We start from the raw sequence: 24,037 nt of genomic DNA, 5'->3' as shown, positions 1-24,037 counted from the left end.
CGGGCCGCTCTACGGGTACAGCCGCCATACTTCTCCGACGGAACACACCTATTTATTCTGAGGGTCGTGAGACTGTTTCGGACGGTTTCAGACGACTCGTTAGCTCAGGGGAAAGGTTAAGATTCCTCCATCTCCTGTAAACTACTAGTGAACCACATGTCTCCACTGTCCGATATCACCCCACGACCGGGAGGAGACGGTGGGTCGCAGTCGTTACCAGTGCCACGACCACCCGTCGAGGAGGACGCACTCGTTCCCGTGTTCTCGAAGGACACCGTCTTCCAGACGTTGAGCAATCAACGTCGGCGACTCGTGCTCCAGGCGCTCGCCGACCACGACCAGCTCACCGTCCGCCAGCTCACCGCATACGTGGCCGCCGCCGAATGTGGCGTCGCCGCCGAAGCGCTCGATTACAAGCAACGGAAACGGGTGTACACCTCTCTCGTCCAGACGCATCTGCCGACGATGGACAAATCCGGTATCATCCACTACGACAAATCGCGCGGCACGGTCGCGGCCACGGACAACCTCTCCGAGTTCGAGATCTACCTCGAGGTCGTGCCGAAAGAAGAGCTCCTCTGGAGCGAGTTCTATCTCGGTCTCGCCATCGTATTCGGGCTCCTCACCGGGCTGGCCTGGCTCGACGTCGCGCCGTTCGGGATGCTACCTGACCTGACGTATGCGGGGCTGTTCGTCTGGACGCTCGCGACCGTGGCGATCGTCCACCTTCGGTCAGCCGGAGAGAAACGGTTCGGCTCGCAGTCGCGGCCTCGAATCGTCGAACGGATCGACGGAGACACAAACGACGGAGTCGCAAACGACGAGTCTACGCGATGAGCTGTTCTTCGCCGCGTTCGACGACGATGCGGCACGGCGGCGACACCTTGTTGTACGCGCGGCGGAGCGCGTCCTTGACGACCGGTGCCTGCTCGACCGTACACCAGCACGTGAACAGTCGGTCGCCCTTCTGACAGCGTGCGGCCGTGCCGACGATCTTCCCGAACGCCAGACGCATCCCGTCGGAGACACGGTCCGCACCCGCACCCGTCGCCTGCTTGTTCTCGCGCAGGACCTGGTGGGGGAACTTCCGCAGGATCATGTAGTACGTGCCCTCGCCGAGCTCCTTGATGAGGTGGCGGTTCGCAGACAGCCGCGACGCCTCCATCGAGCCGTGGCGGATCTGACACTCCTCTTCGAGCACCAGCGAAATCTGAACCGGCCAGTCGTCGGGCTCCGAACTCGTGTCGCCCATCTTGTGCTGGGCGATCTTCGAACCGGGAATCCCCGTGATGTACTCGCGGCGAGTGTACGCGGGCTTGTCGATTTCCCGGTACATCGAGGCAGGTTTATCGGACATAGTCAGTACGGAAAACTCACTGCCACGGCGCTAATTAACCTGTTCATTCGAAGTCGAAGCGCGTCGTCACTCGAAATCTGCCCGCGGGTCGAACCAGGCGTAGGCCACGTCCTGCAGGAAGTTGACGCCGATGCCCGCGTACGCGATGACCATCGTGGTCCCGAGGATGACGGGCATGTTCCGGGCGCTAGCTGCCTGTAGCGCGAGGAAGCCGAGTCCGGGCAGACTGAACACGTACTCGATGACGAACAGCTGGACGACCATCGTCGACACGAGGTCGGCGAAGAACAGCGAGACCAGGGGGAGGGCGGCGTTCGAGAGGACGTGGCGGAGCACCCGGAGGTCGGTCGCACCCTTGGCGCGGACCACCTTCACGAACTCGGCACCGAGTATCTCCGAGGACTCGGCCCGGACGTAGCGCAACTGGCCCGCCGCGAGCGTCGTCCCGACGACGGTCGCTGGTACGAGGTACGGCCACAGCGACACCGGGTCGGTGAGGTCGACGACGCGCGGGAACTCGAGCGTTAACCAGTCGACCTCGTTGTAGGCCGCGAAGAGGACCAGTTCGGCGACGAAGAAGCTCGGGAGACCGAGACCGAGATAGCTGACGTACGAGAGGCCGCGGGCTACCCGGGACGTCGGCCGTAGGGCGACGTACGAGCCGATCACGAGCGCGAGAACGGTCGAGATGACGAGGGCCGGCACGAGGTAGGCGAGCGTGACGGGGAGCGACTGCTCGAGGAGGAGCGTGACCGGCGCGCCGGGCTCGCCGAACATTCCGATGGACCGGCCCCAGTCGAACGTCGCGATGTCGACAACCCAGTCGAGATACCGGTCGAGCAGGGGTTCGTCCAGGTTCTTCGCCTGTCTGACCGCATTCGCCGCGGCGTCGCTATCGCCCTTCGCGAGCCAGGCGGCGAACCCGACGTTCGGGTCGGGGACGACGGCGACGGTGACGAACGATATCGTCATGACAACGTACGCGGCGAAGACCGAGAAGCCGAGTCGGCGGGCGAGGTACGTGAGACGGCTCACGCGACCCACCCCTGTCCATCGACTGTCAGAACGTCCATCGTCCGGCGACGACGCCTGCCGTGCGCAAAAGTATCTCGGTGACGACAGTGATTGTTTCACATACTGTTGCGTATTTACACTACGTCTCCGTCTAGCGACGCAGAATGACGTCACGACCCGTTCGAGTCCCCGTTCGGAGGAGGGTGCGAGGATGACCGACACGTTCGAGACGGTCGACTGGGACGAGCTCGATGGTGGGACCAGACTCCCGAGTCGGCGCGTTGCTACGTATCTGATTGGTCTGTTCGGACTCGCCACCCTCTTCTTCTACGATTCCTTCGTTCTCCCGGCGTCGAGACCGACTCTGGCCGCTCTCGGCCCGCGCGTCGATCTCGGGTTCTTCCTCGTCACCCCGCTGACCTGGAACTTCGTACAGGTCGACTGGCTGTACGTCGGCTCGGCCTGGACCGTGCTGGTGTTCGTCTGCTGGCCGCTCGCGACCTCGTCGCGCGTCCGCGGGACCTACTGGCCGGTCATCCGACGGCGGCCCGTTGCGCTGGTGAGTCTCGCGTACCTGTTACTCGTCGTCTTCGTCGGATTCGTCGGCTCCTCGCTCTGGCGACCCGACCTCAACATGGCACACGCGTTCCAGCCGCCCGCGTTCCTCTGGGGGCCTGCGCGGCTCGCCGATCCCTGTCTCGGCGTCGAGACCGCGGACCGATGTTACGGGACGCTCCGGTACCCACTCGGGACGAGTCCGTACGGAAAGAACATCGTCCCGGTGCTGTTCTCCGGTGCGCACGTCGCCGTGAAGGTCGCGCTCGTCACCGGGACCATCATCGTCCCCGTCGCGACGCTGGTCGGCTCCGTCGCGGGGTACTACGGCGGCAAGGTGGACAACCTCCTGATGAGCTACGTCGACGTCCAGCAGACCATCCCCGCGTTCGTCGCCTACCTCGTGCTCACGTACTGGGGACGGTCTCTGTTCCTGTTCGTCGTCGTGTTCGGCCTCCTCTCGTGGGGTGGCATCGCCCGGCTCGTCCGGTCGGAGGCGATTCAGCGGAGCGAGGACGCCTACGTGCTCGCGGCGAAGAGCGCCGGGGCGTCGGAGCGTTCCATCCTCATCAGACACGTCGTGCCGAACGTCTCCAACGCCGCGATAATCGGACTGACGCGCCAGATTCCGGTCATAATCGTCATCGAGGCGGCAATCTCGTACATGAACATGAACGACATCATGGTCCCATCGTGGGGCGAACTCGCCGCCCAGGGGATGTCGACGTTCAGCGCCTCCTTCCCCTACGTCTACTGGATCGCCCTGTGGCCGGTCCTCGCGCTCGCGTTCACGGTGGTCGCCGCCTCGATTCTGGGCGACGCCATCCGCGATGCGCTCGACCCGCGAGGGTCGAGGTGAGAACGGTTCCCGCTACTCCCAGACCGGTTCGAAGTCGTCGTCGTCCTCTGCGATCTCCTGCCACGCCGTCACGCCGCGCTCCTCCTCGGTGCCCGGAATCGTGTTGTCGAGCACGAGTGCGACGAGCCCACCGACGGCCATCCCGGTACCACCGATGACGAAGATGATGTTGGCGACGCCCTCCAGTCCGAGGACCGCCCCGAGCACGGGAATCTCCGAGAGCGCCGTGAGCACCGGCCCGACGAGGACGACCTCGGCGAGACTGGACTGGAGCGCGGACACGCCGCCGACGTTGCTCATGTAGCTCGGAATCGACAGCCCCGTGAACAGCGAGATGCCGATGACGAAGACGTTCCGCGAGGAGTCGAGGTCGACGTACTTCAGGTTCGAGAGGCCGACCGCGACGATCTGGCCGAACATGGCGACGAACAGCCCGCCGACGATGGGGTTGGGAATCGTCGCGATGAGCTTCCCGAACGGCCCGAAGAAGCCGACGACGAGCATGACGGCCGCACCGACCTGGACGACGCGACGGGAGGCCACGCCGGTCAGGCCGATGGCGCCGATGTTCTCCGAGTACGAGGTCGAGCCCCCGGCGCCCATGATACCCGCGAACACGTTCATCAGGCCCTCCATCCCGATGCCGTGGTTGATACGGGACTCGCTCGGCGCGCCGTTACCGGTCAGCCGGGCGACCGCGTGGTAGTCACCGAAGCTCTCGATGATGGACGCGAGCACGCCGGCGAACATGCCGACCGCGAACGCGACCTCGAACTGCGGCATCCCCCACTGCAGCGGGTAGATGGCGAAGACGAGGCTCACGTCGGTGACGGATGCGAGGTCGACGTAACCGGGCGTTCCCTTCGTGTAGACGCCCGCGACGCTCAGAAGCGCCGCGACCAGCCACGCGATGACGATGGCAAGCAGGACGGGGAACAGGTCGAACACCCTGTGCCTGTCACCCCAGTACTGCGAGAAGAGGACCACGAGCCCGACCGTCAGGCCGAGCAACCACCAGTTCTGCGTCGCCGAGGTTATCTGCGGGACGCCGAACAGCGACAGCCCGATGAGGGCGATGGTCGGCGCGACGACGACCGGTGAGAGGAGCCGACGAAGCCGCCCGACGATGCCGAGGTAGCCGATGAACACCTCGGTCGTCGCTGCCGCGATGATGGCCCCCTGCAGGAACAGGAGTTTGCTCTCCCACCCTGCACTTCCCGGGAGCACTGGCGCCGTCGCCACGATGGCCAGCGCCGGTGCGAGCATCGAGAACGGTGCACCCTGGACGATGGGGTAGCGGTTCCCGATGGTCGTCTGCGCCAGCGTCGCGACACCCGAGACGACGAAGAACGTTCCCACGAACTTCGCCGTCACGTCACCCGGCATCCCCAGTGCCCCCGCGAGGATGAGTGGGACCGCGATGTTCGCGCCGACCATCGTCAGATAGTGCTGGACGCCCAGGAACAGCGACGTCAGCAGCGGTGGTTCGTCTTCGATGCCATACTCGACGAAGCTCGTCCCTCCGTCGGTCTCGACCTCCTTCTTCGTGTCACCCTGTGATGTCATGGTCTGCGCCGTTGGTGCTCACTCCACATCGTCCACAATAGGGTTACTGGTTCGTCGCGAGCGGCGAACACGCGGTACGGAGGGAGGACGAGGCCGTGTAACGTCTGCCGACCGAGGCACCAGCGGAACCGCCAGCGGCTCAGAGCGAGAACGTGCCGACCGACTCCATCGCCGCGAGCACGTCGTCGAGCGACGGACTCTCGAGTGCGTCTTCGGTCATCCACCGGTAGCGAACCGTGTTCTCCTCGTCGACGACGAAGAGCGCACGCTTCGAGACGCTCTCGTGTTCCTCCCAGCTGTCGTACTGGATGCCGTAGTCGGCACAGACCTGCCCGCTACTGTCGCTGAGCAGGGGGAACGTCAGACCGTACTCCTCGATGAACGCTCGATGGGCGTACGCGCTGTCGGTCGAGATACCGAACAGCGAGACGTCCTCGGTGAAGTTCAGCCACTCCACGTCGTTGAACTCACACAGCTCGTCCGTACAGACCGGGCTGAAGTCGAACGGATAGAACGCCAGGACGGCTATTCCGTCCTCGGTGTAATCAGCGAGGGAGTACGTGGTTATCTCTGAACCGTCCGTTCCTGGGAGTGTGAACTGGGGGGCAGCGTCGCCGACGTCGACCATGTCAATGGTTCTATCGTTCTACCGTATAACTTCTTGTGCCCAATATCCAGGGGTGTCACGGCCTGGTTCTGTCGAGTACCGAGTTTCCGGTCTGGGATTTGAACTCATTTCCTCCGTTCGCCGCCTGGTTCAAATCCCACTCCCTGTGCGCTTCTATTCTCGCAAGCACCTCGCTATCGCTCGGTGACTTGCTTCGTGAGAAGTGCTCGGTCGGGGATTTGAACCCCGGTCATCGGCTCGAAAGGCCGAAATGATTGGCCGGACTACACCAACCGAGCGCATTCGATAATTTCCGTCGTTCGATTTTAAACCTGTCGTTACGTGCTGCGTCTGGGAGTGGTAGTCACGGAGGCTCGCCGGTGCCTCAATCCTTATCCTGCCCCGCGGAGAGGCCTCTTGCATGAAACGAGTTCGGTTTCGCGACCCCGCGGGGGCGACGCGTACGGGCGAGTGGGACGACGGCACGATTCACGCGGCAGGCCGACGGTACGACGAGCAGGAGGTCACGGTCCTCCCGCCGTGCGAGCCGAGCAAGGTCGTCTGCGTGGGCCGGAACTACGCCGACCACGCCGCGGAGATGGACTCGGACGTTCCGGACCGTCCGCTTCTGTTCCTGAAGCCGCCGAACACGCTTGCAGCGCACGGAAGCAGGGTCACGCTGCCGGCGGGCAAAGACAGACTCGACTTCGAGGCAGAGCTCGGCGTCGTCATCGGCGAACAGGCCAGGGACGTCGCCGAGGAGGATGCGATGGACTACGTCGCCGGCTTCACCTGCGTCAACGACCTCTCGAACCGCGACGACCAGCGTCAGGAGACGAACTGGGTCCGCGGGAAAGCGTTCGACGGAGCGGCCCCGGTCGGCCCTGTCCTCGCGACGCCCGACGAGGTCCCCGAGGACGCCTACGTCCGGTCGTACTGCAACGGCGAGCTCCGGCAGGACGGGAGCAGGGACCAGATGATCTTCTCCGTCCCGGAGCTCATCGCGGAGATTACGTCGTACATGACGCTCGAACCCGGCGACGTGGTCGCGACAGGGACGCCCGAGGGCGTCGGCCGACTCGAAGACGGCGACGAGGTCGTCGTCGAGGTCGAGGGCGTCGGGAGACTGGTGCACACCGTCGAGATTCCCAGCGCTTAAGGTTCGTATCGGCCTAATCCAGCCGACATGGAACTGACGCGACGCGATGCGCTGGCGGCGCTCACCTCGGCGGGCATCGTCGTCGGAAGCGGTGCGGCCGCACTATCGCAATCCGCCCTCCGCGATGCGGAAGACGAGGTCGCGCGTTCCGTCGACATCGAGACGCTCGTCGCGGTCGCAGAAGCGGTCTATCCTTCGGAGGTCTCGAACGTCGAGTCGTTCGTCCGGACGTACGTCGCCGGTCGAACCGCCGACCGCCCCGACTACCGTGCCGGGATGGCAGAGGCGCTCGCGGTGGTCGACGACCGGGCACAGACGTGGGAGGACGCCAGTTTCGGCACACTCGACCGGACCGCCCGGAGCGACCTCCTGCGGTCGATGGGCGTCGACGGGGTCGGGCCCGACCCGGAGGGGACGTCCGCAGAACAGGTCCGCTACTACCTCGTCAACGAGCTGCTGTACGCCTTCTACACCTCGCCCACGGGTGGCGAACTGGTGGGTATCGAGAACCCCATCGGTCACCCCGGTGGAACGCAGAGCTACCAGCGGGGGCCGACCGATGAGTGACGTGTCTCGCGGAGACCGGGCCCCCGTTCCCGGGGCCGACGTCTGCGTCGTCGGTGCCGGCCCGGCCGGGGCGCTCGTCGCGGCGCAGCTCGCCGAGGCGGGACGCGAGGTCGTCGTCCTCGAAGCCGGGCCTCGGTTCGACCGGTCGGACCGGGTGGAACGCATGGAACGACACGTTCGCCCATCTCACGGTCCGGAATCGGTCTGGGACGTGGGCGGCGACCGGGACGCCTTCACCAACGAAGGCGAGCACCACTATCCCCTCAACCTGTCTCGGGTGAAGGGCGTCGGCGGCACCACGCTGCACTGGCAGGGGATGGTCTACCGGCTCCACGAGGCGGACTTCGAGCGCCAGAGCCGCGACGGCGTCGCGACGGACTGGCCGATAGGGTACGAGGACCTCCAGCCGTACTACGCCGAGGCGGAGTCCGAACTCGGCGTCGCGGGAGCCGACGACAACCCCTTCGCGCCCGCACGCGAGGAACCGTATCCGATGCCGGCATTCCCGCCGTCGCACTCGGACAGCATCTTCGCCGAGGCGTGCGAGTCGCTCGAGATAACGACCCACTCGTCGCCGAACGCCCGGAACAGCGAGGCGTTCGACGGCAGGGTCCCCTGCCAGGGCTACGGCACCTGCAAGCCGGTCTGTCCCTCCGGTGCGAAGTACGACGCGACGGTCCACGTCACCCGCGCCGAGGCCGCCGGTGCGACGGTTCTCGACCGGGTCCCGGTGCAGCGGCTCGAACACGACAGCGCCGGCGGAACCGTCACGGCGGCAGTCTATGCCACTCCGGATGGCGAGACACGTCGACAGGAGGCAGACCAGTTCGTCCTCGCCGCCGGCGGCGTCGAGACACCGAGACTCCTCCTCCTCTCGGCGTCCGACCAGTACCCGGACGGTCTGGCGAACTCGTCCGGACTCGTCGGCCGGTACTTCATGGACCACCTCGGGGCCCGCGTCGGGGGCCGTCTCGACCGGGAGACCCGACAGAAGCACGTCGGTTTCATCACGAGCGAGAGCCACCAGTTCTACGAGTCGACGGACGACCACGGGCCGTTCAAACTGGAGTTCTCGAACTACGCGGGCCCGTCGCCCGCTCGCCTCGCACTCTCCGGCGAGACCGAGGAGGCCTGGGGCGACGGGCTGCTGTCCGAGCTTCAGGACGCCTACGGGAACTACCTCGAAGTCACTGGACTCTGCGAGCAAGAGCCCCGGAAGGAGAACCGAATCACCCTGAACCCGGACGTGACCGACGACCACGGCAACCCGGTCCCTGAGATACACTGGTCGCTGAGCGACCGTGACCGTCGAACGGTCGCGGCCGCCGTCGAGAAACAGCGAGCCATCATGGAGGAACTCGGCGCGGAGATAGAGTGGGTCGTCGGTCCGGACAACACCGGCCCCGCGTTCCACCACATGGGGACGACGCGGATGGGCGAGGACCCCGCAGAGAGCGTCGTCGACGGGAACTGCCGGGCCCACGACCTCGACAACCTGTGGATTCCATCGTCGTCGGTGTTCGTGACGGGTGGGGGACTCAACCCGACACTCACGATTGCGGCGCTCGCGCTCCGGGTGGCGGACCGACTCGGCGCCGAACTCTGAACTTCGCGTTCAGTGGTTCCCCGTCAACTGCAGCCCGACGACACCGACGACGATACAGCCGATGAACAGCAACCGCTGGAGTCCGCGCGGTTCGCCGAACAGATAGATACCGAGAACCGCGGTCCCCACCGCGCCGATGCCGGTCCAGACCGCGTAGGCAGTCCCGATTGGGAGCGTCTTCACCGCCTGCGCGAGCAGGCCCATGCTCACCACCATCGACAGGACGGTCAGCACGCTCGGGACGGGCCGGGTGAAGCCCTCGGTGTACTCGAGGCCGACGGCCCAGCCGACCTCGAACAGGGCGGCGACGAACAGGATAGGCCAGGACATGGTCGGATTTTCTGTGCAGGTGGGGAATGCAGTTGCGGTTCGCGTGTCGAGTCATCAGGTCACTGCTGTCCGAGTCGCTTCGTCCGGTCACCCTTCTCGGGTCGACATCGACGACGAACTGGGACCGCTGCCGCCCTGAAACGGCTGTTCGCTGGAACGCATACCAGTGGTAGACCGAAGGCAATTTCGTATAGCGAAATATGGTGTATATGGCTCGCAACAGACAGCCATAATTCGGCAGAATAGTTGGAAAATCGTCACCACTGGTTCGATTTCGGGCGGGTTGGCTCCGACTCCGTCTCGATTCCCCCAGGGATGTCTCGGGGCTCGATCGACACCCGCGACCGCACCGAGCCCGACGAGCCACCATGCCACCACCCCACACTCCGCGCGAAACTTTATGTCGCGCCATCGACGACTTATTGACAGGTCGAATGGAGACCCTATCCACTTTCTGACGAGGTCCGCACGCGACGAGCGACGCCGCTCGCAGAGACGATGGCGTCGCCGCTCCGACCCTCGTTCCTCGTCACCCCATGAGCGGCGACATTCGTCCGCGTGTCGGACGAGTGTATCAGGCCGTGCAGTCGGCACAGCTACGTTCGATATCGCGCCCCGCCGTTCATCGCCCAGTTCACCGATCGCCCAGTTACCAGACCCCAGATGTCACGACAGACAGTACTCGCCGCACGCACAGCACAGGAACAGCCCGACACGACCGAGATTCAGGCCCTCGCCGAGGCAGCCGGATTCGAGGTGACCCGAATCCTGACACAGACGCGCCCGGAGGACGCGACCTACAACCTCGGGCCGGGAAAGGTCGACGAGGTCGCCGATGCAGTCCGGGAGACCGGCGCGTCGACCGTCATCGTCGACAACCGGCTCACGCCAGCCCAGCTGTTCGAACTCACCGACAGGCTCCCCGACGGGACCGAGGTCCGGGACCGGTACCGGCTAATCCTCGACATCTTCGAGGCGGGTGCGCAGACGAAACGAGCCCAGCTACAGGTCGAACTCGCCAGACTCCGTCACGAACTACATCACCGTCGCGAGGAGCAACGCCGAAACGAGGAGTGGCAGGGACTCCAGACCATCCGCGACCCGGAGGGAGAGTGGATTCGAGAGGTCAAACAGCGGATCGACCGGGCGCAGAACCGGTTGAACGACCTGCCGGACGACCCGACCGCTCCGCGGGACCGGAAACGGGAGGACGGGTTCGACTTCGTCGCCCTCGCTGGCTACACGAACGCCGGGAAGTCGACGCTCCTGCACCGACTCGCGGACGACCTCTCGATCGACGAAACCCCGGCCCACGCTGACCTCGGCGACGGCACCGCCGCCGTCGAGGACCGGCTGTTCAAAACGCTCGACACGACGACCCGCCGGGCGACCATCGAGGGTCGCCGCGTACTCGTCAGCGACACGGTCGGCTTCGTCAGGGACCTGCCTCACGACCTCGTCGAAGCGTTCCGCTCGACGCTGACCGAGGTTCGAAACGCGGACGTGGTCGTCCTCGCGGTCGACGCGAGCGACGGCGTACGGGAGATGCGCGAGCGAATCGAGACCTGCCGCGCCGAACTCGACACCGACGCGACGGTCGTCACGGCGTTCACCAAGGCCGACCTCACCCCGGAGGAGGAGATTCGACGCAAGGCCGCCGAACTGGCCGACGTCGCACCAGACCCCGTCCCCGTGAGCGCCGTCGAAGATGCCGGACTGGAGACGCTTCGCGAGCGAGTGGTCGAGCCACTTCCGACCGAATCGGCCACGTTCGAGATACCGAACAGTGACGAGTCGATGCGGTTCGTCTCGTGGTGTTACGAGCACGCGACCGTTGGGTCCATCGAGTACGGCGAGCGTGTTCGACTCACCCTCAGCGGCCGGCCACCAGTCGTCGCGAAGGCGCGGTCCCGCGCCGATGACCGCCGCCGAGAGCGACGCACCGCCTGCTGCGGGACGGACCGGGCCGATTAAGGCCCCGCGGTCCGGTTCCTCGCACATGCAACCACGCGACCTCTCGGCCCACGTCGCCTACCAGGCCGGGCGCGGCATCGAGGAGGTCGCCCGGGACCTCGGGGTGGACCCGGCGACCCTCACGAAGCTCGCGTCGAACGAGAACCCGCACGGCCCCTCGCCGGCGGCCATCGAGGCAATCCAGGAGACCGCACCGGGAATTTCCTCGTACCCGAAGGCGGCCCACGCCGACCTGACCGCGGCCATCGCCGACCGCTGGGACTGCGACCCGGCGCAGGTCTGGCTGGCCAACGGCGGCGACGGCGCACTCGACTACCTCGCTCGTGCGACCCTCGAGCCGGGCGACACCGTCCTCGTCCCCGACCCGGGATTCGCCTACTACGGCATGAGCGCCCGGTTCCACCACGGTGACGTCTCGACCTACGGCCTCTCGCGGCCCGAGTTCAGGCTCGACGCGGAGACGGTCCTCGCGGACTACGACGGTGAGCGCGTCGTCTACCTCACCAGCCCCCACAACCCGACCGGCGGGACGTTCTCGCTCGGCTCGATAGAGACCATCGCCGCCGAGACGGACGAGGAGACGCTCGTCGTCGTGGACGAGGCGTACGGCGAGTACGCCGAGACCGAGAGCGCCCGCTCTCTGCTCGACGAGCGAGACGACGTCGCCATCCTCCGGACGTTCTCGAAGGCGTACGGCCTGGCGGGCGTCCGACTCGGCTACGCACTCGTCCCCGAAGAGTGGTCCGACGCCTACGCCCGGGTCAACACGCCGTTCGCGGCCAGCGAGCTCGCCTGCCGGGCCGGGCTCGCCGCCCTGGAGGACGACGAGCACGTGGAGACGTCTGTCGAGACGGCTCGCTGGGCACGCGAGTACATGCGCGACGAACTCGACGCACCGGTCTGGGAATCAGAGGGCAACTTCGTCCTCGTGGACGTTTCCGAGGCCCGTGGCCCCGAATCAGGTGCCTCCGTCGCCGACGAGAGCCAGCGGGCGGGCGTCATCGTCCGCGACTGTACGAGCTTCGGCCTGCCCGGCTGTGTCCGCGTCACCTGCGGGACCGAGGCGGAGACGCGCGAGGCGGTCGAGGTCCTCAACGAGGTGCTCGCCCGGTGAGGGTGGTCGTCACGGGGACCCCCGGAACCGGGAAGACGACGGCGACCGATATCCTCGCTGGAAACGAGGAGTTCAGCATCGGTCTCGACGTGGTCCACCTGAACGAGGTCATCGAACGTGAAGAGCTGTATTCCGAGGTCGACGAGGAGCGAGACAGCGTCGTCGTCGACCTCGACGCACTCGCTGACTGGGTCGGCGACCGGGACGACGTGCTGCTCGACTCCCACCTCGCGCACTACCTGGAAGCGGACCGCGTCGTCGTGCTTCGCTGTGCACCCGAGGAACTGGAAGCACGGCTGCTCGGCCGCGGCGAGACGGAATCGAAGGCGAGCGAGAACGCCGAGAGCGAGGCACTCGACGTCGTCCTCTCCGAGGCAGTCGACCGTCACGGGCTGGAGAACGTCTACGAGATAGACACGACCGGCCGGTCCCCGGAAGAGGTGGCGGCCAACATCGCGGCCGTCGTCGAAGGCGAGCGCGACCCGAGTGCCGGCGACGTGGACTTCATCGACTACCTATGACGCTCGACCAGCTCCGCCCCCGGATCAGCTCGCTGCTGGACCCGTGGGTCAGACTGGCCGACTCGGTCGGGCTCTCGCCGAACGGCGTCAGCGTCATCGCCTTCGCACTGGCCGTCGGCGCCGGGCTCGCGTTCGGCTTCGCCGGCCCGGAGTTCGCGTCGGTCGGCGGTGGCGACCCCATCTGGTACGCCGTCGGCGGCCTGTGTGTGGCCCTCAACGGCTGGCTCGACGTCATCGACGGCGAACTCGCCCGGGCGCAGAACGTCGCCAGCGATGCGGGCGACATGCTCGACCACGTCCTCGACCGGTACGCCGACCTCGTCATCATCGCGGGGTTCGCTGCCGGGCTTGGGCGGTACGACCTCGGACTGGCCGCGGTCACGGGCGTCCTGATGACCTCCTACCTCGGAACGCAGGCGCAGGCCGTCGGCGTCGGCCGTGTCTACGCGGGCTACCTGGGCCGGGCCGACCGACTCGCACTCTCCGGTGCGGTCGGCTTCCTCGCCGCTTTCGTCACCGGGTCGGCGTTCGGACTCACGGTCGTCGGCTGGCTGCTCGTCGTCTTCGCGGTCGTCGGCCACGTCACCGCACTCCAGCGATTCTGGGGTGCCTGGAAGGCGCTCAACTGACCGCGCGGGACGGTTCCGGTCCGGAGACCGACCGCTCGAGATGTTTTTCCCCTATTACTCGACCCCGACGGCGACGCGGCGTACCTTTTATCATCGCTGGCACGCAACTGTCGAGCATGGTTCAGTGTGAGATGTGTGGTGCCGACACGTCGCAACCGAAGACGGTGAAAGTCGAGGGCGCAGAGCTCGACGTCTGTGACAACTGCGCCGGCTTCGGGACCGAGGTCCGGACCCAGCAGTCCTCGAGTTCCTCTACCAAGTACTCTACCAGCTCCTCGAGTTCTTCTTCTTCGAAGGCGAGCCGAGCGTCCACCTCGTCGGGTTCGTCGAGCTCCGGCGGCTCTCGCCGCCGCTCGGACATGTTCGACGATATGGAGGAGATCGCCCAGGACTACGACTCGCGGATCCGGAACGCCAGGGAGAAGAAGGGGATCAGCCAGGAGGACCTCGCAAGAGAGCTGAACGAGAAGGCCAGTCTTGTCCGTAAGCTCGAACGCGGCGACACGCTTCCCTCCGACCGGATGCAGAAGAAGCTGGAGAAGCACCTCGGAATCAGCCTGAGTGCCGGCTCCAGCGGGGAAGACGACAAGGAGTGGAGCAGCGACTCCGCCGGGACCACCCAGACACTCGGGGACGTCGTGAAGCGCAAGGACTGACGCGTCAGACGGGCGTCTGACGCGCACCCCCCGGGAGACGTATTCTTCGATTGAAATGTGTACCAAACAGTCTTGAGAGATGACCCTGTAATGAGGGACAATGTCAGACGAGGAAACAGGAGCGTCGGCGGGTCGCTCCGAGGGTGGGCCCCCGGTCAATCCGCTGTACGACCTCTACGAACGATACATCGGTGAACCGGACGAGGAGACGGACGTCTATCTCGGCTTCGGTCTGTTCTTCGGTGGAATCGCGCTCGCGATCGTCGCGCTCGGACTGTTCGTCTGGGGCGGGACGTACGAGGCGCGGACGCCGGCGTACTTCATCAGGATGGGACCGGCCTACGGCTTCGGGATGCTCTCGCTTCCGACGCTCATCATGGGCATCGTGGTACTGCTACCGGTCGAACAACGCGCAGTCTACGCCTCGGTGACGGGGGCCGTCATCGACCTGGCCGCGGTCGGGTTCTTCTGGGTTGCCGCGTATCCGGGTAACTGGAACGGCTACGGCGCAGACTACACCATCCCCATCGTCGCGGTCTACGCCATCGGGCTGGTGCTCGTCGTCGGTTCGACCGGCGCAGCGCTGGTCGCCGCACAGCTCGAACGCCAGCGGATGCCCGGTCCCGCGGACATCGAGCCGATGGAAGATGACGACGAGGACGAGGAGGAGTCGTGGTCCGACGCGGACATCCAGGCCGACATCGACAGCGCGATGGAAGGTGTCAATCTATCGTGGGGAGGCGTCGAGAAGAGCGACAATCGTCGTCTTCAGTTCGACATCGACGACGCTGAGATAGATGCCTCGGGCTTCAGTCAAAAGACCGCGACGGTCACCCGGTCGCAGGGAGTCGACTCACAGATCGCGAATCTCAAGGCGATGAAAGGTGGGGAGAAGAAGACGGCCACCTCCAAGTCGACCGTCGACGACCAGACGCAGAAGCTCAAGGAACTCAGAGAGCGACGAGAACGAGAGAAAGAACGCAAGGAGGCTGCGTCGGCGTCGGCCCAGAACGAGCGTTCCGTCGGCGGGCTCGTGGCGAGAGTGAAGCGCGCGCTCGGTCGCTGACAGGCCGGCCACAACACATTTGTTTTAGTTCTTGATAATTCCGATACCGATAATGAAAGACTAATCTCACATAGTTTTATCAATCGGTGGGTTGGACTTGCCTGATATGGCGAAAGGCCTTGACGTTGGCACGATGAACATCCTGTCGGCGCAACAGGATGGGAACGACACGGTGTTCGTACAGCAGCGAAATTCGTTCGTCGAGATCGAGTACTCCGATATGGCGGAGCAGATGCTCTCGCGCTCTGAGGTCCTCCACATCCGGAAGGACGACAAGGTGTACGTCGTGGGTGACGACGCACTGAACTTCGCGAACATCTTCAACAAGGAGACCCGCCGTCCGATGAAGCACGGCATCCTCTCCAGCCAGGAGAAGTCGGCCATCCCGATGATGAAGCTCATCATCGAGCAGGTCGTCGGCGAACCCAACTACCCGGACGAGAAGCTCTACTTCTCTGTCCCGGCAGACCCGAGCGACTCCAGCCTGAGCACGCTCTACCACCAGAAGACCATCGAGTCGTTCCTCTCGAACATGGGCTACGACGCGGAGCCCATCAACGAGGGGATGGCGGTCATCTACTCCGAGCTGGCGGACAACAACTTCACGGGACTGGGCATCTCCTTCGGGGCGGGGATGACGAACGTCTGTCTCGCGTACTACGCGGTCCCGGTCATGAAGTTCTCGGTCGCCCGGGGTGGCGACTGGGTCGACGAGCAGGCCGCGCAGGCGACGGGTACACCGGTCGACAAGGTCACGTCCATCAAGGAGAACGACTTCGAGCTGGACTTCACGACCGACGTCGGTGGTGTCGAGGGCGCGCTGTCTATCTACTACGAGAACCTGCTGGACTACGTCATCGAGAACGTGGTCCGCGAGGTCGACGAGGAGGACATCGAGGAGGGCCTCGACGTCCCCGTCGTCGTCACCGGCGGCACCTCCAGCCCGAGCGGCTTCGAGGCGCTGTTCCGTGACCATCTCGAGGACGCGAACATCCCGTTCTCCATCAGCGGCGTCTCGCACGCGACCGAACCCCTCTACTCGGTCGCCCGTGGCTCCCTGGTCGCCGCTCGCTCCGACGAGGACGTCGACGAGCGCGAACAGGAAGCCGAAGCGCCGACGGCGGACGAGTAAACGCGGCTCGACCGTATCCTCAATTTTTGGCGATTGCCGAGCACGCAGAGTTACGACGCTACACTTCGAGCGTGATCTACTCCGTGAGAAGAGGACTCAGAACTACTTCGCCGTGAGAAGAGGACTCAGAACTACTTCGCTTGCGATGCGGCCGGCTCCCGGTCGCCCGCGGTGTCGTCGCTGGAATCGTTCACTGTTTCGTCGTCCGTGTCGCTGGATGCGTCAGCAGCGGCGTCTGACGCATCGTCTGTCGAGTCAGCTGCGTCGTCCGTGTTGTCAGCTGCATTGCTCGTGTCGCCGGCTCCGTCGTCCATCTCGTCGCCTGCGACGTCGGTCCCGTCGGCGTCCGCGCTCTCTCCAGTTTCGTCGCCCGCCTCCTGGCCGTGGTCCGTGTCGTCTGCCTCTTCGCCGTCGCCCGCGACGTCTCTCGACGATTCGCTATCAGTCGACGGCTCGCTATCAGTCGACGGCTCGTCCGCACTGGAGTCCTCTGACTCCGACCCGGACTCCGCGGCGGAATCGTCTGCGTCCTCACCTGCTGCCGCCACGTCGTCCGCATCGACGACCGCCCGCCGCTCAGCCTCGACCCGCTCCAGGTTCGCCGCGTGTTCCGGCAGGTCGTCGTACCGGAACTGCTGGTAGAAGCGCTGCATGGCGTCCTGCCACGATTCGAGTCGGACCGGCTCCGACCGGTGTTCGACGTCCACCCCGACCCACCCGCAGCCGTCGCACCCGTACGCCTCCACGTCGCTCAGCGCGTAGTGGCTGAGCGACGAACTACACCGCGGGCACTCTTTCATACGCGCTTCTATTTTGCCGGAATAATAAGCGTGTTCCATTCTCTCACGGTGGGCAGTGATGTATCGTAGTCGAAGGGTCCCGAATCCGGAAATGGATTACTACTATGCATACACCAACCTTTTTGTATTCCTACGATGTATGCGTTAGCAGCATGAGCGCGACCCCCTCTCCCGACGTCCAGCGGACCATCGAACGGTGTCAGCCCGAAGACGCGCAGCCCGTCCGGCTCGACGCCGCGACGCTCGAATCGACCGCGCCGGAGTACCTGCGCGACCTCAAACACGAACTCGCCGTCGAGGGCTATGTCCCGTCGGTGCTCGAGGTAAGGGCGCGGTTCGACGACGACTGCTCCCTCGCGACCCAGCGCGTCGCGGACGAGGTCCGTGACCACGTGCGCGCTGCGGCGTTTCTCGGCGTGGGTACCGTCGTCGTCACCTGTACCGACGTCGCGAACCCCGAGAAGGTCCGCCCGGCGCTGGAGGCCTGTGCCGAGCGCGCACGTCGCGACGGCGTCGCCCTCGAACTCGACGGACCCATCAGTCTCGGCCGCTGATCCTCACAGATGAGCACACGTCGCGCCCTCGCCCAGCAACTCGGCGTGGTCGCAGGCTTCGATTCGCCCAGCGTCGAACTCGAACAGTACCCGACACCACCCGAGGTAGCGGCATCGCTGATTCACGTCGCGGACATGGCGGACGACGTGGCCGACCGGACCGTCGTCGACCTCGGTACCGGAACGGGGATGCTCGCGCTCGGCGCGGCGCTCCGCGGTGCCCGCGAGGTCGTCGGCGTCGACGTCGATCGGGACGCACTCGACACCGCGCGCGAGAACGAAGGTCGCGTCGGCGCGGCCGCCACCGTCCACTGGGTCTGCGGTGACGCGACTCGTCCGCCGCTTTGCCCGTCGGACGGCGGCGACGTGACGGTCGTGATGAACCCGCCGTTCGGGGCCCAGCGCGGTCACGAGCACGCAGACAGGGCCTTCCTCGAGTCGGCTGCCGCGCTCTCGGACGTCTCCTACTCCATCCACAACGCCGGAAGCCACGAGTTCATCGAGGCGTTCGCCGCGGACGAGGGGGGCGAGGTCACCCACGCCTACGCCGCGGAGTTCACCCTCGACAGGCAGTTCGACTTCCACGAGGAGGCCTCGAAGGACATCGAGACCGAGGTCTTCAGAATCGAGTGGAACGACGAGTGATTCGCTGGCGCGTTCGAACGGTTCCCTCGGTCAGCGTTCGTACGTCTCCTTGACGAACACCCGAACTCGGGTATCACCCATCACGGCGTAGATGCGGTCTCCCCCCTTCTGCCTCGGCTCGCGGACGAAGTCGATTCCGCCGACGGTGACGGTCCCGTTTCCGCTCGGGATGGTAGTCCGGTCGAAGACGGTTTCGTTCGCGTGGACGAGCAGCGTGTAGCCGTCCTCGGTCGCGGTGAGCGAGACGTTCTTCCCCTCGATGGTCGCCTCGGCGGTCGCGTTACCGGACGCGTGTACCTGTCGCCAGTCGCCGTCAGGTGGTTTCATGAACACGCGGTAGGTCGTCCCCCCGCCGACGGCGGACCAGCCGTCGCGGCCGACCTGGACGGTCTCGTGCCAGCCGACTCCACCCAGCTTCACACGCGAGCCACCGCTGTAGGCGAGCCGGCCCTTTGAGACGGCCTCGTACCAGATGTTTCGGTCGTCGCTCACGACGATGACGCCCGAGGAGGTTATGTTCGTGCTCTGGCCGAACGCCTCCACGTCGATGACCGAGACCATCTCGTTCCGGACGTTCTCGGCGTAGGTGACCTCGTAGTCGCCGACGGTCACCGACTCGCCCGGGACGGTGTCGTCGCTCACCGTGAGGAGATTGACGGGAACCGCCGGACCCACGATGAGCGCGGTCACGACCACGAGGACGAGCAACGAACCGGAGCGAAGGCCGAAGGAATCGAAGTCTCGCTCGCGAAGGTGCAAGGCGGTCGCGACGACGACGGAGAGCGTGACGACGAGGACGAGTCCGGGGCCGCGGAACAGTTGGAACGTCTGGTCGCCCTGGTACCAGTAGATGGCCCAGAGGTTCTTCGAGACCGCGAAGAAGAGCACAGCGAGCCAGAGCCGGAGCGCACTCGGCCGGTCGTCTCGGCCGATGAAGACGTACAGTCCGAGGAGAATGCCGAGGAACAGCCCCAGCGCGTGCCCCTGGATGGCGATACCGGCCCACCACGGCGGCGACGGGGGTGACGGCTGGGCGGTCGCGGTGACGATGGGCTCTCGGAACGAACTGTAGAGCAACGAGAGGAGCCGCTGGCCGCCGAGGACCGCGACGACTGTCGTCATCGGGTAGCGGACGAGCGCGAACCCGGCGAACGCGAACACGACGCCGGAGAATCCGATGACCGGGCCGATGGCGAACACCGAGGTGAGTAGCCCCACGGCGAGGGCCGCCCCCGGGAACACGACGAGCGCCCGGACCCAGGGATTGTGAGACAGCGACGAGAACGTCGACGACCCTCGTTCGTCCGGGAAGTGTCCGTAGGCGTACTCGGCGATGGGTGCGAGGACGAGCGTCGCGAGCATGTTCCCCGTCAAGTGACCCGCGTCGGCGTGGGAGAACGGTGCGAGAACCATCCCGGTCGGGTAGAGGTACGACCAGGCGCGGAACGGGATGGTGGTGGGCGCGTGCCAGTGGGACCAGCCGTCCTGGACGACGAGGTACATCGTGACGACGAACACGACCAGGACGAACGTCCCCCAGGGAACGCCCATGACGAGGCGTGAACGAAGGTGGCGGCCCCACGTCCCCCTGGGCCGATCGAGGTGGACGACCACCGCCAGCGACCCCGCGAGTGCGAGAAGGACGAGGAGAACGATGCCGAGCGACAGCAGACTCATGTACGGCTGGTGGGCTTCACCGTACAAATGGCTTCGTGCTCTTCGGAGGTGTTGACGACGGACGAGCGGAGAATCAGTCGTTCTGGTGTGCCGGCGGGAGAAGCTCAGGCGTCGACGGGCAGGCTCAGACGTCGACGCGGTCGCCGATTTCCACGATGTCGAGCCGTTCGGGGTACTCGAAGCTCTTCGTGTGGTGGTGGAGCACCTTCGGGTCGCTCGTCAATCCCTTCCACATGTCCCAGTGGCTCGGAAGCAGGCGGTCGAGCTGGAGGTCGCTCGCGGCCTCGACGATCTGGTTCTCGTCGTTGTACCAGCGGGTTCGCTTCGGTTCTCGCGTCTGTTTGTCCGGGATGTTCCCGACGGTCCCGAACGCGAGGATGCCGAGGTCGATATCGTAGGACTCGCCGATGTCGGCGAACTGCTCGCTCGGCTTGGTGTCGCCGCCGTGGAAGACGGTCCGGCCCTCGTGTTCGAACACGTAGCTCACGGGGTGAGTGGCGTCGGGGTCGTATGCGGGTTCGACGTGCACGGTGAAGCCGCCGACCTCGACGGTGTCACCCTCGCCGACCTCGGTGAACTGCTCGTCGGTCACGTCGTACTCCTCGGGCCACGCCTCGTCCTCGAAGGCGACGGCGAGGCTGTCGTCGGGTGCGTAGAACTCCGCACCGGTCCGTTCGAGGATGGGTGCCTGGCTGGGGCCGTGGACGTGGTCGGTGTGCTCGTGGGTGGCGAAGACCGCGTCCGCCTCCTCGACGTCCGTCGGGTCGAACGGGACCGGTATCATCCGGACGGTCCGTGGCGGGTCGCCGAGGCCGACGTATGGGTCGACGAACAGGGTGGTACCGTCGCTCGCTTTCAGGACGAAGCCGTTGCAGCCGAGGTACCAGACCGCGATACCGTCGGGTGTCGCCGATTCGACCGCGCGTGGGAGCCAGTCTCCCCAGTCGCTTCGCGTCATGCGCGACAGTGCGGGAGGGACGCCCGTAAGCGTTGTCGTGTTCCAAGGGACCTCGCCTCGTCGGCGGAGAAACCGGGTGTCTACCCGCCCATTCCCTTTATGATGGTGGTGGGGATACGTGTGGGTATGAGTTCAGAGGTCGACCTAGAGCGGACCATCGAAGTCGAGGCCAACGGCGTCTCTGTCGAGAAGTCGTTCGCCGCCGACGAGTTTCCGGTCCCCGCGATCCGGTTCGTCATCAGCTCGAGCCGCGACGAGTCGGTGACGGTCCGACTCAGAGAAGACATCCCCGAATCGTTCCCGATGGATGGCGTCGGGTTCCACCCCGACTACTACAGCGACGACTGGACCGCCTTCCAGGACCACCACGTCGAGTTCCGCCGGACGCTGGAGCCGGGCGAGGATCTGACGACGGTCTACGGAATCAGAATCGATGGGGAGTCCGAGGTCCCGAAGTTCCTCACCGAACCGAGTATCGCAGACGTCGCCGTCGAAGGCGAGGAAGACGAGAGCGAGTCAGACGGCGAGGTCGACGCCGAGACCACCATCGACGACATCGTCGGAAACGACTCCAATCAGGTCGTGAAGGACATGCTCGCCGGAGACGACGAGATTCCCGGTCTCGAAAAGAAGGGAGACGCGCCTGAAGGGAACGAGGACATCGACAATTCGAGCGGGGAAGAGGACGAAGAGAGCGAGGACGGCGGCATCGAGCTCGACCTCGAAGCGGCCGAGGCCCAGGTTCGGCAGGACGAGCCCGAAGCGCAGGAAGACGCCGAAGCGGTCGCTGCAGACGCCGCCGACCCCGAGCTGGACGCCGACGAGGCGGAATCCGATACCGAGGTTGACGAGTCCGGAGCCGATGACGCGACCGACGAACCTGAAGCCGACATCGCGACCGACGAACCTGAAGCCGACATCGCGGCCGACGACTCGTCGGACGACATAGACGTGGAACTCGATGACGAGGACTCACCCGAGGATGGAGCAGAGTCCGAAGAGCGGGAGGTCTCTGCGAACGAGGACGACGAACCCGAGCTCGCCGTCGAGAGCGTGGTCGACGCACTCGTGGCAGAACTCAGAGACGGCTCCGTTTCCGAGGCGGAACGCGACGTCCTGCGCTCGGAACTCGCGCTCGAACCGTCCGGGAGCGAGACGGCGAAGATAGCACACCTCCAGTCCAGAATCGAGGAGGTCGCCGCCTACACCGGCGCGCTCGAGGAGTTCCTCGACGACGAGGGGACCGCCCAGCAGCTGCTCGAAGAGTACAAGGCGGAGGTCGCCTCCCTTCGTGAGGACGTCGTCGAACTCCGTGAGGCGGTCACGACCAACGACGAGGCCATCGAATCCGTTCTCGAGGACCTCTCGGGTGTCCGTTCCGACGTAGAGGCCGTCGACGAACGGGTCGCCGCGGTCGACGACGACCTTGCCGCGCTCGACGACGAACTGGAGGACCTTCGCTCGCAGACCGAGGCGACGGCCGAGGACCTGGAGACCGGACTCGAATCCGTCCGGGAGGAGACCGCAGACAACGCCGACGCCGTGAGCGATACGCGCGAGGAGCTCGACGAGCTCAGAGACGACCTCGACGAACTGGAGCAGACCGTCGAGGAACTCGACGAGGAGGTCACCGAGATAACCGAGTGGCGCAACCAGCTCGGCGAGATGTTCTCCTGAAGCGAACCTGTTTTTAGCGCCCGTCCCGTTCTCCCGCAAAATGGCCGATTCGATAGCTGTCGCGGTGCCGCGCAAGGGGCGGCCGCTCGAAGCCGTCCTCGAGCGCATCGCGAACCGTGCAGGAGCCACCGAGGTGGCCGACGAGATCATCTCGACCCTGCGCTACGAGAAGGCGATCACGAAAGGTTCGCAGGTCGACGAGCGCGACGTCTACGACCGACTCGCGTCGTACAGCGACCTGTCGGACCATCGCCTGCCGGAGTTCACCCTGCTCCGGGACGACCGCGAGGGGATGCCTCGCCGGATCGTCTTCGACAGCGTCACCATCCCGGTCGACGGCTACGACGTCCAGCTGGTCGGCCGCGAGGAGCCGTTCCGCGCCCTGCGCACGCACTCGTTCGCGCTCGGATTCGACAGCGCGGACCTCGTCCTCGAGGAGGTCGTCGGCCTTCGCCCCGAGCCGCTCTCGGACATTGCGGACGTCAACGCCCGGATCGACCCGCACGACACCGACGTCAGAGTCGTCACCGGTCTCGGCGACACGGTCTACCACACGCTGATGGCCACGCCCGAACTCCTCGACGGCTACGCCGACGGGGCGTCGCGGGAGTTCATCGACGACTACACCGGGCCGCTGTGCATCTCTCCCCGGTACGAGCGACTCGTCGAGGCGGTCCTCGGGACCGACGCCATCGAGGGGATCGAGTTCTGCTATCCGCCGGAAGGCGTCGAGGAGGAGGCCGCCATCGCCGAGGTCGGCGCAGGCGTCTACCTCACGATGACGGGGTCAACCGCCCGCGACCACGGCCTCGAACTCGGGACGCGACTGTTCCCGAGCGAGACGGTCCTGATGGAGAACGAAGCCGAGTCGGGCGAGGCCGCAACGGTGGTCAAACAGCTGTTCAGCGAGGCAGACCTCGATACGGAACTCGCCGTCAACTGACCGCTCAGGCTACCGTTCGACGGTCCGGCTCTCACTTCCGTCCATCGGGACTGGGAGTGGTGAAACGATAT

24 protein-coding genes and 1 tRNA gene are annotated in these 24,037 nt (G+C 65.5%); 16 read left to right on the top strand and 9 right to left on the bottom strand.

The window, feature by feature from the left end; all coding sequences use genetic code 11:
* Nucleotides 1-219: 219 nt before the first annotated feature.
* Nucleotides 220-837, top strand: coding sequence for a DUF7344 domain-containing protein (locus ACSC1Y_RS00410; RefSeq protein ID WP_435332569.1), 618 nt, complete (start codon nt 220-222; stop codon nt 835-837).
* Here ACSC1Y_RS00410 and ACSC1Y_RS00405 read toward each other — a convergent pair.
* Nucleotides 827-1,357, bottom strand: coding sequence for a 50S ribosomal protein L16 (locus ACSC1Y_RS00405; protein ID WP_435332568.1), 531 nt, complete (start codon nt 1,355-1,357; stop codon nt 827-829). The two genes, ACSC1Y_RS00410 and ACSC1Y_RS00405, sit on opposite strands and share 11 nt — an antisense overlap.
* A gap of 66 nt (nt 1,358-1,423) precedes the next feature.
* Nucleotides 1,424-2,392: an ABC transporter permease gene (locus ACSC1Y_RS00400; protein WP_435332567.1), complete on the bottom strand. Its 969-nt coding sequence runs from the start codon at nt 2,390-2,392 to the stop codon at nt 1,424-1,426.
* A 190-nt stretch (nt 2,393-2,582) separates the two neighbouring features.
* Between ACSC1Y_RS00400 and ACSC1Y_RS00395 the strand changes: the two genes are divergently transcribed.
* Nucleotides 2,583-3,785 (top strand): ABC transporter permease, encoded by a 1,203-nt coding sequence (locus ACSC1Y_RS00395; RefSeq protein ID WP_435332566.1) that lies wholly within the window; start codon nt 2,583-2,585, stop codon nt 3,783-3,785.
* 12 nt (nt 3,786-3,797) lie between these two features.
* Here ACSC1Y_RS00395 and ACSC1Y_RS00390 read toward each other — a convergent pair whose 3' ends face one another.
* The 3 genes from ACSC1Y_RS00390 to ACSC1Y_RS00380 all read right to left on the bottom strand — a co-directional run bounded on the left by ACSC1Y_RS00390 (nt 3,798) and on the right by ACSC1Y_RS00380 (nt 6,257).
* Nucleotides 3,798-5,351: a uracil-xanthine permease family protein gene (locus tag ACSC1Y_RS00390; RefSeq protein ID WP_435332565.1), complete on the bottom strand. Its 1,554-nt coding sequence runs from the start codon at nt 5,349-5,351 to the stop codon at nt 3,798-3,800.
* Nucleotides 5,352-5,490: 139 nt separating this feature from the next.
* Nucleotides 5,491-5,979, bottom strand: a complete 489-nt coding sequence (locus ACSC1Y_RS00385; RefSeq protein WP_435332564.1) for a redoxin domain-containing protein — start codon at nt 5,977-5,979, stop codon at nt 5,491-5,493.
* A gap of 203 nt (nt 5,980-6,182) precedes the next feature.
* Nucleotides 6,183-6,257 (bottom strand) — tRNA-Glu (locus ACSC1Y_RS00380).
* A gap of 122 nt (nt 6,258-6,379) precedes the next feature.
* On the opposite strand from ACSC1Y_RS00380, the gene ACSC1Y_RS00375 reads away from it, so the two are divergent.
* From ACSC1Y_RS00375 to ACSC1Y_RS00365, 3 genes are read left to right on the top strand one after another with little or no spacing between them, the layout of a single operon-like run.
* Nucleotides 6,380-7,117 (top strand): fumarylacetoacetate hydrolase family protein, encoded by a 738-nt coding sequence (locus ACSC1Y_RS00375; protein WP_435332563.1) that lies wholly within the window; start codon nt 6,380-6,382, stop codon nt 7,115-7,117.
* A gap of 27 nt (nt 7,118-7,144) precedes the next feature.
* Nucleotides 7,145-7,684, top strand: coding sequence for a gluconate 2-dehydrogenase subunit 3 family protein (locus ACSC1Y_RS00370; RefSeq protein WP_435332562.1), 540 nt, complete (start codon nt 7,145-7,147; stop codon nt 7,682-7,684).
* Entirely contained in the window at nt 7,677-9,290 is a 1,614-nt protein-coding gene (locus ACSC1Y_RS00365) for a GMC family oxidoreductase (protein WP_435332561.1), read from the top strand. Before ACSC1Y_RS00370 ends, ACSC1Y_RS00365 begins: the two co-directional genes overlap by 8 nt.
* 9 nt (nt 9,291-9,299) lie before the next feature.
* Here ACSC1Y_RS00365 and sugE read toward each other — a convergent pair whose 3' ends face one another.
* Complete coding sequence (gene sugE, locus ACSC1Y_RS00360; protein WP_435332560.1) at nt 9,300-9,620, bottom strand: quaternary ammonium compound efflux SMR transporter SugE; 321 nt, start codon at nt 9,618-9,620, stop codon at nt 9,300-9,302.
* 663 nt (nt 9,621-10,283) lie between these two features.
* Here sugE and hflX point away from each other — a divergent pair.
* The 7 genes from hflX (at nt 10,284) to ACSC1Y_RS00325 (ending at nt 16,712) form a co-directional block, all read left to right on the top strand.
* Nucleotides 10,284-11,594 (top strand): GTPase HflX, encoded by a 1,311-nt coding sequence (gene hflX / locus ACSC1Y_RS00355; RefSeq protein WP_435332559.1) that lies wholly within the window; start codon nt 10,284-10,286, stop codon nt 11,592-11,594.
* Between the two features lie 25 nt (nt 11,595-11,619).
* Complete coding sequence (gene hisC, locus ACSC1Y_RS00350; protein WP_435332558.1) at nt 11,620-12,708, top strand: histidinol-phosphate transaminase; 1,089 nt, start codon at nt 11,620-11,622, stop codon at nt 12,706-12,708.
* The gene (locus ACSC1Y_RS00345; protein ID WP_435332557.1) at nt 12,705-13,229 is read left to right on the top strand and encodes an adenylate kinase family protein; all 525 of its coding nucleotides are present in this window, start codon (nt 12,705-12,707) and stop codon (nt 13,227-13,229) included. The genes hisC and ACSC1Y_RS00345 overlap by 4 nt, the downstream gene beginning before the upstream one ends.
* The gene (locus ACSC1Y_RS00340; RefSeq protein ID WP_435332556.1) at nt 13,226-13,858 is read left to right on the top strand and encodes a CDP-alcohol phosphatidyltransferase family protein; all 633 of its coding nucleotides are present in this window, start codon (nt 13,226-13,228) and stop codon (nt 13,856-13,858) included. Before ACSC1Y_RS00345 ends, ACSC1Y_RS00340 begins: the two co-directional genes overlap by 4 nt.
* Before the next feature lie 116 nt (nt 13,859-13,974).
* Complete coding sequence (locus ACSC1Y_RS00335; RefSeq protein WP_435332555.1) at nt 13,975-14,514, top strand: multiprotein bridging factor aMBF1; 540 nt, start codon at nt 13,975-13,977, stop codon at nt 14,512-14,514.
* 100 nt (nt 14,515-14,614) lie between these two features.
* Complete coding sequence (locus ACSC1Y_RS00330; RefSeq protein ID WP_435332554.1) at nt 14,615-15,580, top strand: cell division protein CdpA domain-containing protein; 966 nt, start codon at nt 14,615-14,617, stop codon at nt 15,578-15,580.
* Nucleotides 15,581-15,686: 106 nt separating this feature from the next.
* A complete protein-coding gene (locus tag ACSC1Y_RS00325) occupies nt 15,687-16,712 on the top strand; it encodes a disk-shape morphogenesis protein volactin (protein ID WP_435332553.1) in 1,026 nt (341 codons plus the stop codon).
* Nucleotides 16,713-16,843: 131 nt separating this feature from the next.
* Here the strand turns inward: ACSC1Y_RS00325 and ACSC1Y_RS00320 are convergent, their stop codons facing one another.
* Nucleotides 16,844-17,512 (bottom strand): TFIIB-type zinc ribbon-containing protein, encoded by a 669-nt coding sequence (locus ACSC1Y_RS00320; protein ID WP_435332552.1) that lies wholly within the window; start codon nt 17,510-17,512, stop codon nt 16,844-16,846.
* A gap of 152 nt (nt 17,513-17,664) precedes the next feature.
* Here ACSC1Y_RS00320 and ACSC1Y_RS00315 point away from each other — a divergent pair, with 152 nt between their 5' ends.
* Nucleotides 17,665-18,066 (top strand): DUF7961 family protein, encoded by a 402-nt coding sequence (locus tag ACSC1Y_RS00315; protein WP_435332551.1) that lies wholly within the window; start codon nt 17,665-17,667, stop codon nt 18,064-18,066.
* A 9-nt stretch (nt 18,067-18,075) separates the two neighbouring features.
* Entirely contained in the window at nt 18,076-18,711 is a 636-nt protein-coding gene (locus ACSC1Y_RS00310; protein ID WP_435332550.1) for an METTL5 family protein, read from the top strand.
* Between the two features lie 30 nt (nt 18,712-18,741).
* Here ACSC1Y_RS00310 and ACSC1Y_RS00305 read toward each other — a convergent pair whose 3' ends face one another.
* Both ACSC1Y_RS00305 and ACSC1Y_RS00300 read right to left on the bottom strand, forming a co-directional pair.
* Complete coding sequence (locus ACSC1Y_RS00305; protein ID WP_435332549.1) at nt 18,742-20,388, bottom strand: rhomboid family intramembrane serine protease; 1,647 nt, start codon at nt 20,386-20,388, stop codon at nt 18,742-18,744.
* A 124-nt stretch (nt 20,389-20,512) separates the two neighbouring features.
* Complete coding sequence (locus ACSC1Y_RS00300) at nt 20,513-21,346, bottom strand: MBL fold metallo-hydrolase (protein ID WP_435332548.1); 834 nt, start codon at nt 21,344-21,346, stop codon at nt 20,513-20,515.
* A gap of 126 nt (nt 21,347-21,472) precedes the next feature.
* On the opposite strand from ACSC1Y_RS00300, the gene ACSC1Y_RS00295 reads away from it, so the two are divergent.
* Both ACSC1Y_RS00295 and ACSC1Y_RS00290 read left to right on the top strand, forming a co-directional pair.
* Nucleotides 21,473-23,023, top strand: coding sequence for a hypothetical protein (locus ACSC1Y_RS00295; protein ID WP_435332547.1), 1,551 nt, complete (start codon nt 21,473-21,475; stop codon nt 23,021-23,023).
* A gap of 40 nt (nt 23,024-23,063) precedes the next feature.
* Nucleotides 23,064-23,966, top strand: a complete 903-nt coding sequence (locus ACSC1Y_RS00290; RefSeq protein WP_435332546.1) for a phosphoribosyltransferase HisG-related protein — start codon at nt 23,064-23,066, stop codon at nt 23,964-23,966.
* Nucleotides 23,967-24,037 lie beyond the last annotated feature (71 nt).

The organism is Haloarchaeobius lipolyticus, from assembly GCF_051208015.1.
In the GTDB taxonomy this organism is placed as follows: domain Archaea; phylum Halobacteriota; class Halobacteria; order Halobacteriales; family Natrialbaceae; genus Haloarchaeobius.
The sequence above is the reverse complement of the archived record's forward strand: the minus strand, read 5'-3'. Positions and strand labels throughout refer to the sequence as shown.

Excerpts from the sequence above, each read along its gene's own strand:
- ACSC1Y_RS00405 (WP_435332568.1), bottom strand. The coding sequence starts at position 1,357 with ATGTCCGATAAACCTGCCTCGATGTACCGGGAAATCGACAAGCCCGCG.
- ACSC1Y_RS00395 (WP_435332566.1), top strand. The coding sequence starts at position 2,583 with ATGACCGACACGTTCGAGACGGTCGACTGGGACGAGCTCGATGGTGGG.
- ACSC1Y_RS00390 (WP_435332565.1), bottom strand. The coding sequence starts at position 5,351 with ATGACATCACAGGGTGACACGAAGAAGGAGGTCGAGACCGACGGAGGG.
- ACSC1Y_RS00385 (WP_435332564.1), bottom strand. The coding sequence starts at position 5,979 with ATGGTCGACGTCGGCGACGCTGCCCCCCAGTTCACACTCCCAGGAACG.
- ACSC1Y_RS00375 (WP_435332563.1), top strand. The coding sequence starts at position 6,380 with ATGAAACGAGTTCGGTTTCGCGACCCCGCGGGGGCGACGCGTACGGGC.
- ACSC1Y_RS00370 (WP_435332562.1), top strand. The coding sequence starts at position 7,145 with ATGGAACTGACGCGACGCGATGCGCTGGCGGCGCTCACCTCGGCGGGC.
- ACSC1Y_RS00365 (WP_435332561.1), top strand. The coding sequence starts at position 7,677 with ATGAGTGACGTGTCTCGCGGAGACCGGGCCCCCGTTCCCGGGGCCGAC.
- sugE (WP_435332560.1), bottom strand. The coding sequence starts at position 9,620 with ATGTCCTGGCCTATCCTGTTCGTCGCCGCCCTGTTCGAGGTCGGCTGG.
- hflX (WP_435332559.1), top strand. The coding sequence starts at position 10,284 with ATGTCACGACAGACAGTACTCGCCGCACGCACAGCACAGGAACAGCCC.
- hisC (WP_435332558.1), top strand. The coding sequence starts at position 11,620 with ATGCAACCACGCGACCTCTCGGCCCACGTCGCCTACCAGGCCGGGCGC.
- ACSC1Y_RS00340 (WP_435332556.1), top strand. The coding sequence starts at position 13,226 with ATGACGCTCGACCAGCTCCGCCCCCGGATCAGCTCGCTGCTGGACCCG.
- ACSC1Y_RS00335 (WP_435332555.1), top strand. The coding sequence starts at position 13,975 with ATGGTTCAGTGTGAGATGTGTGGTGCCGACACGTCGCAACCGAAGACG.
- ACSC1Y_RS00330 (WP_435332554.1), top strand. The coding sequence starts at position 14,615 with ATGTCAGACGAGGAAACAGGAGCGTCGGCGGGTCGCTCCGAGGGTGGG.
- ACSC1Y_RS00325 (WP_435332553.1), top strand. The coding sequence starts at position 15,687 with ATGGCGAAAGGCCTTGACGTTGGCACGATGAACATCCTGTCGGCGCAA.
- ACSC1Y_RS00320 (WP_435332552.1), bottom strand. The coding sequence starts at position 17,512 with ATGAAAGAGTGCCCGCGGTGTAGTTCGTCGCTCAGCCACTACGCGCTG.
- ACSC1Y_RS00315 (WP_435332551.1), top strand. The coding sequence starts at position 17,665 with ATGAGCGCGACCCCCTCTCCCGACGTCCAGCGGACCATCGAACGGTGT.
- ACSC1Y_RS00310 (WP_435332550.1), top strand. The coding sequence starts at position 18,076 with ATGAGCACACGTCGCGCCCTCGCCCAGCAACTCGGCGTGGTCGCAGGC.
- ACSC1Y_RS00305 (WP_435332549.1), bottom strand. The coding sequence starts at position 20,388 with ATGAGTCTGCTGTCGCTCGGCATCGTTCTCCTCGTCCTTCTCGCACTC.
- ACSC1Y_RS00300 (WP_435332548.1), bottom strand. The coding sequence starts at position 21,346 with ATGACGCGAAGCGACTGGGGAGACTGGCTCCCACGCGCGGTCGAATCG.
- ACSC1Y_RS00295 (WP_435332547.1), top strand. The coding sequence starts at position 21,473 with ATGAGTTCAGAGGTCGACCTAGAGCGGACCATCGAAGTCGAGGCCAAC.
- ACSC1Y_RS00290 (WP_435332546.1), top strand. The coding sequence starts at position 23,064 with ATGGCCGATTCGATAGCTGTCGCGGTGCCGCGCAAGGGGCGGCCGCTC.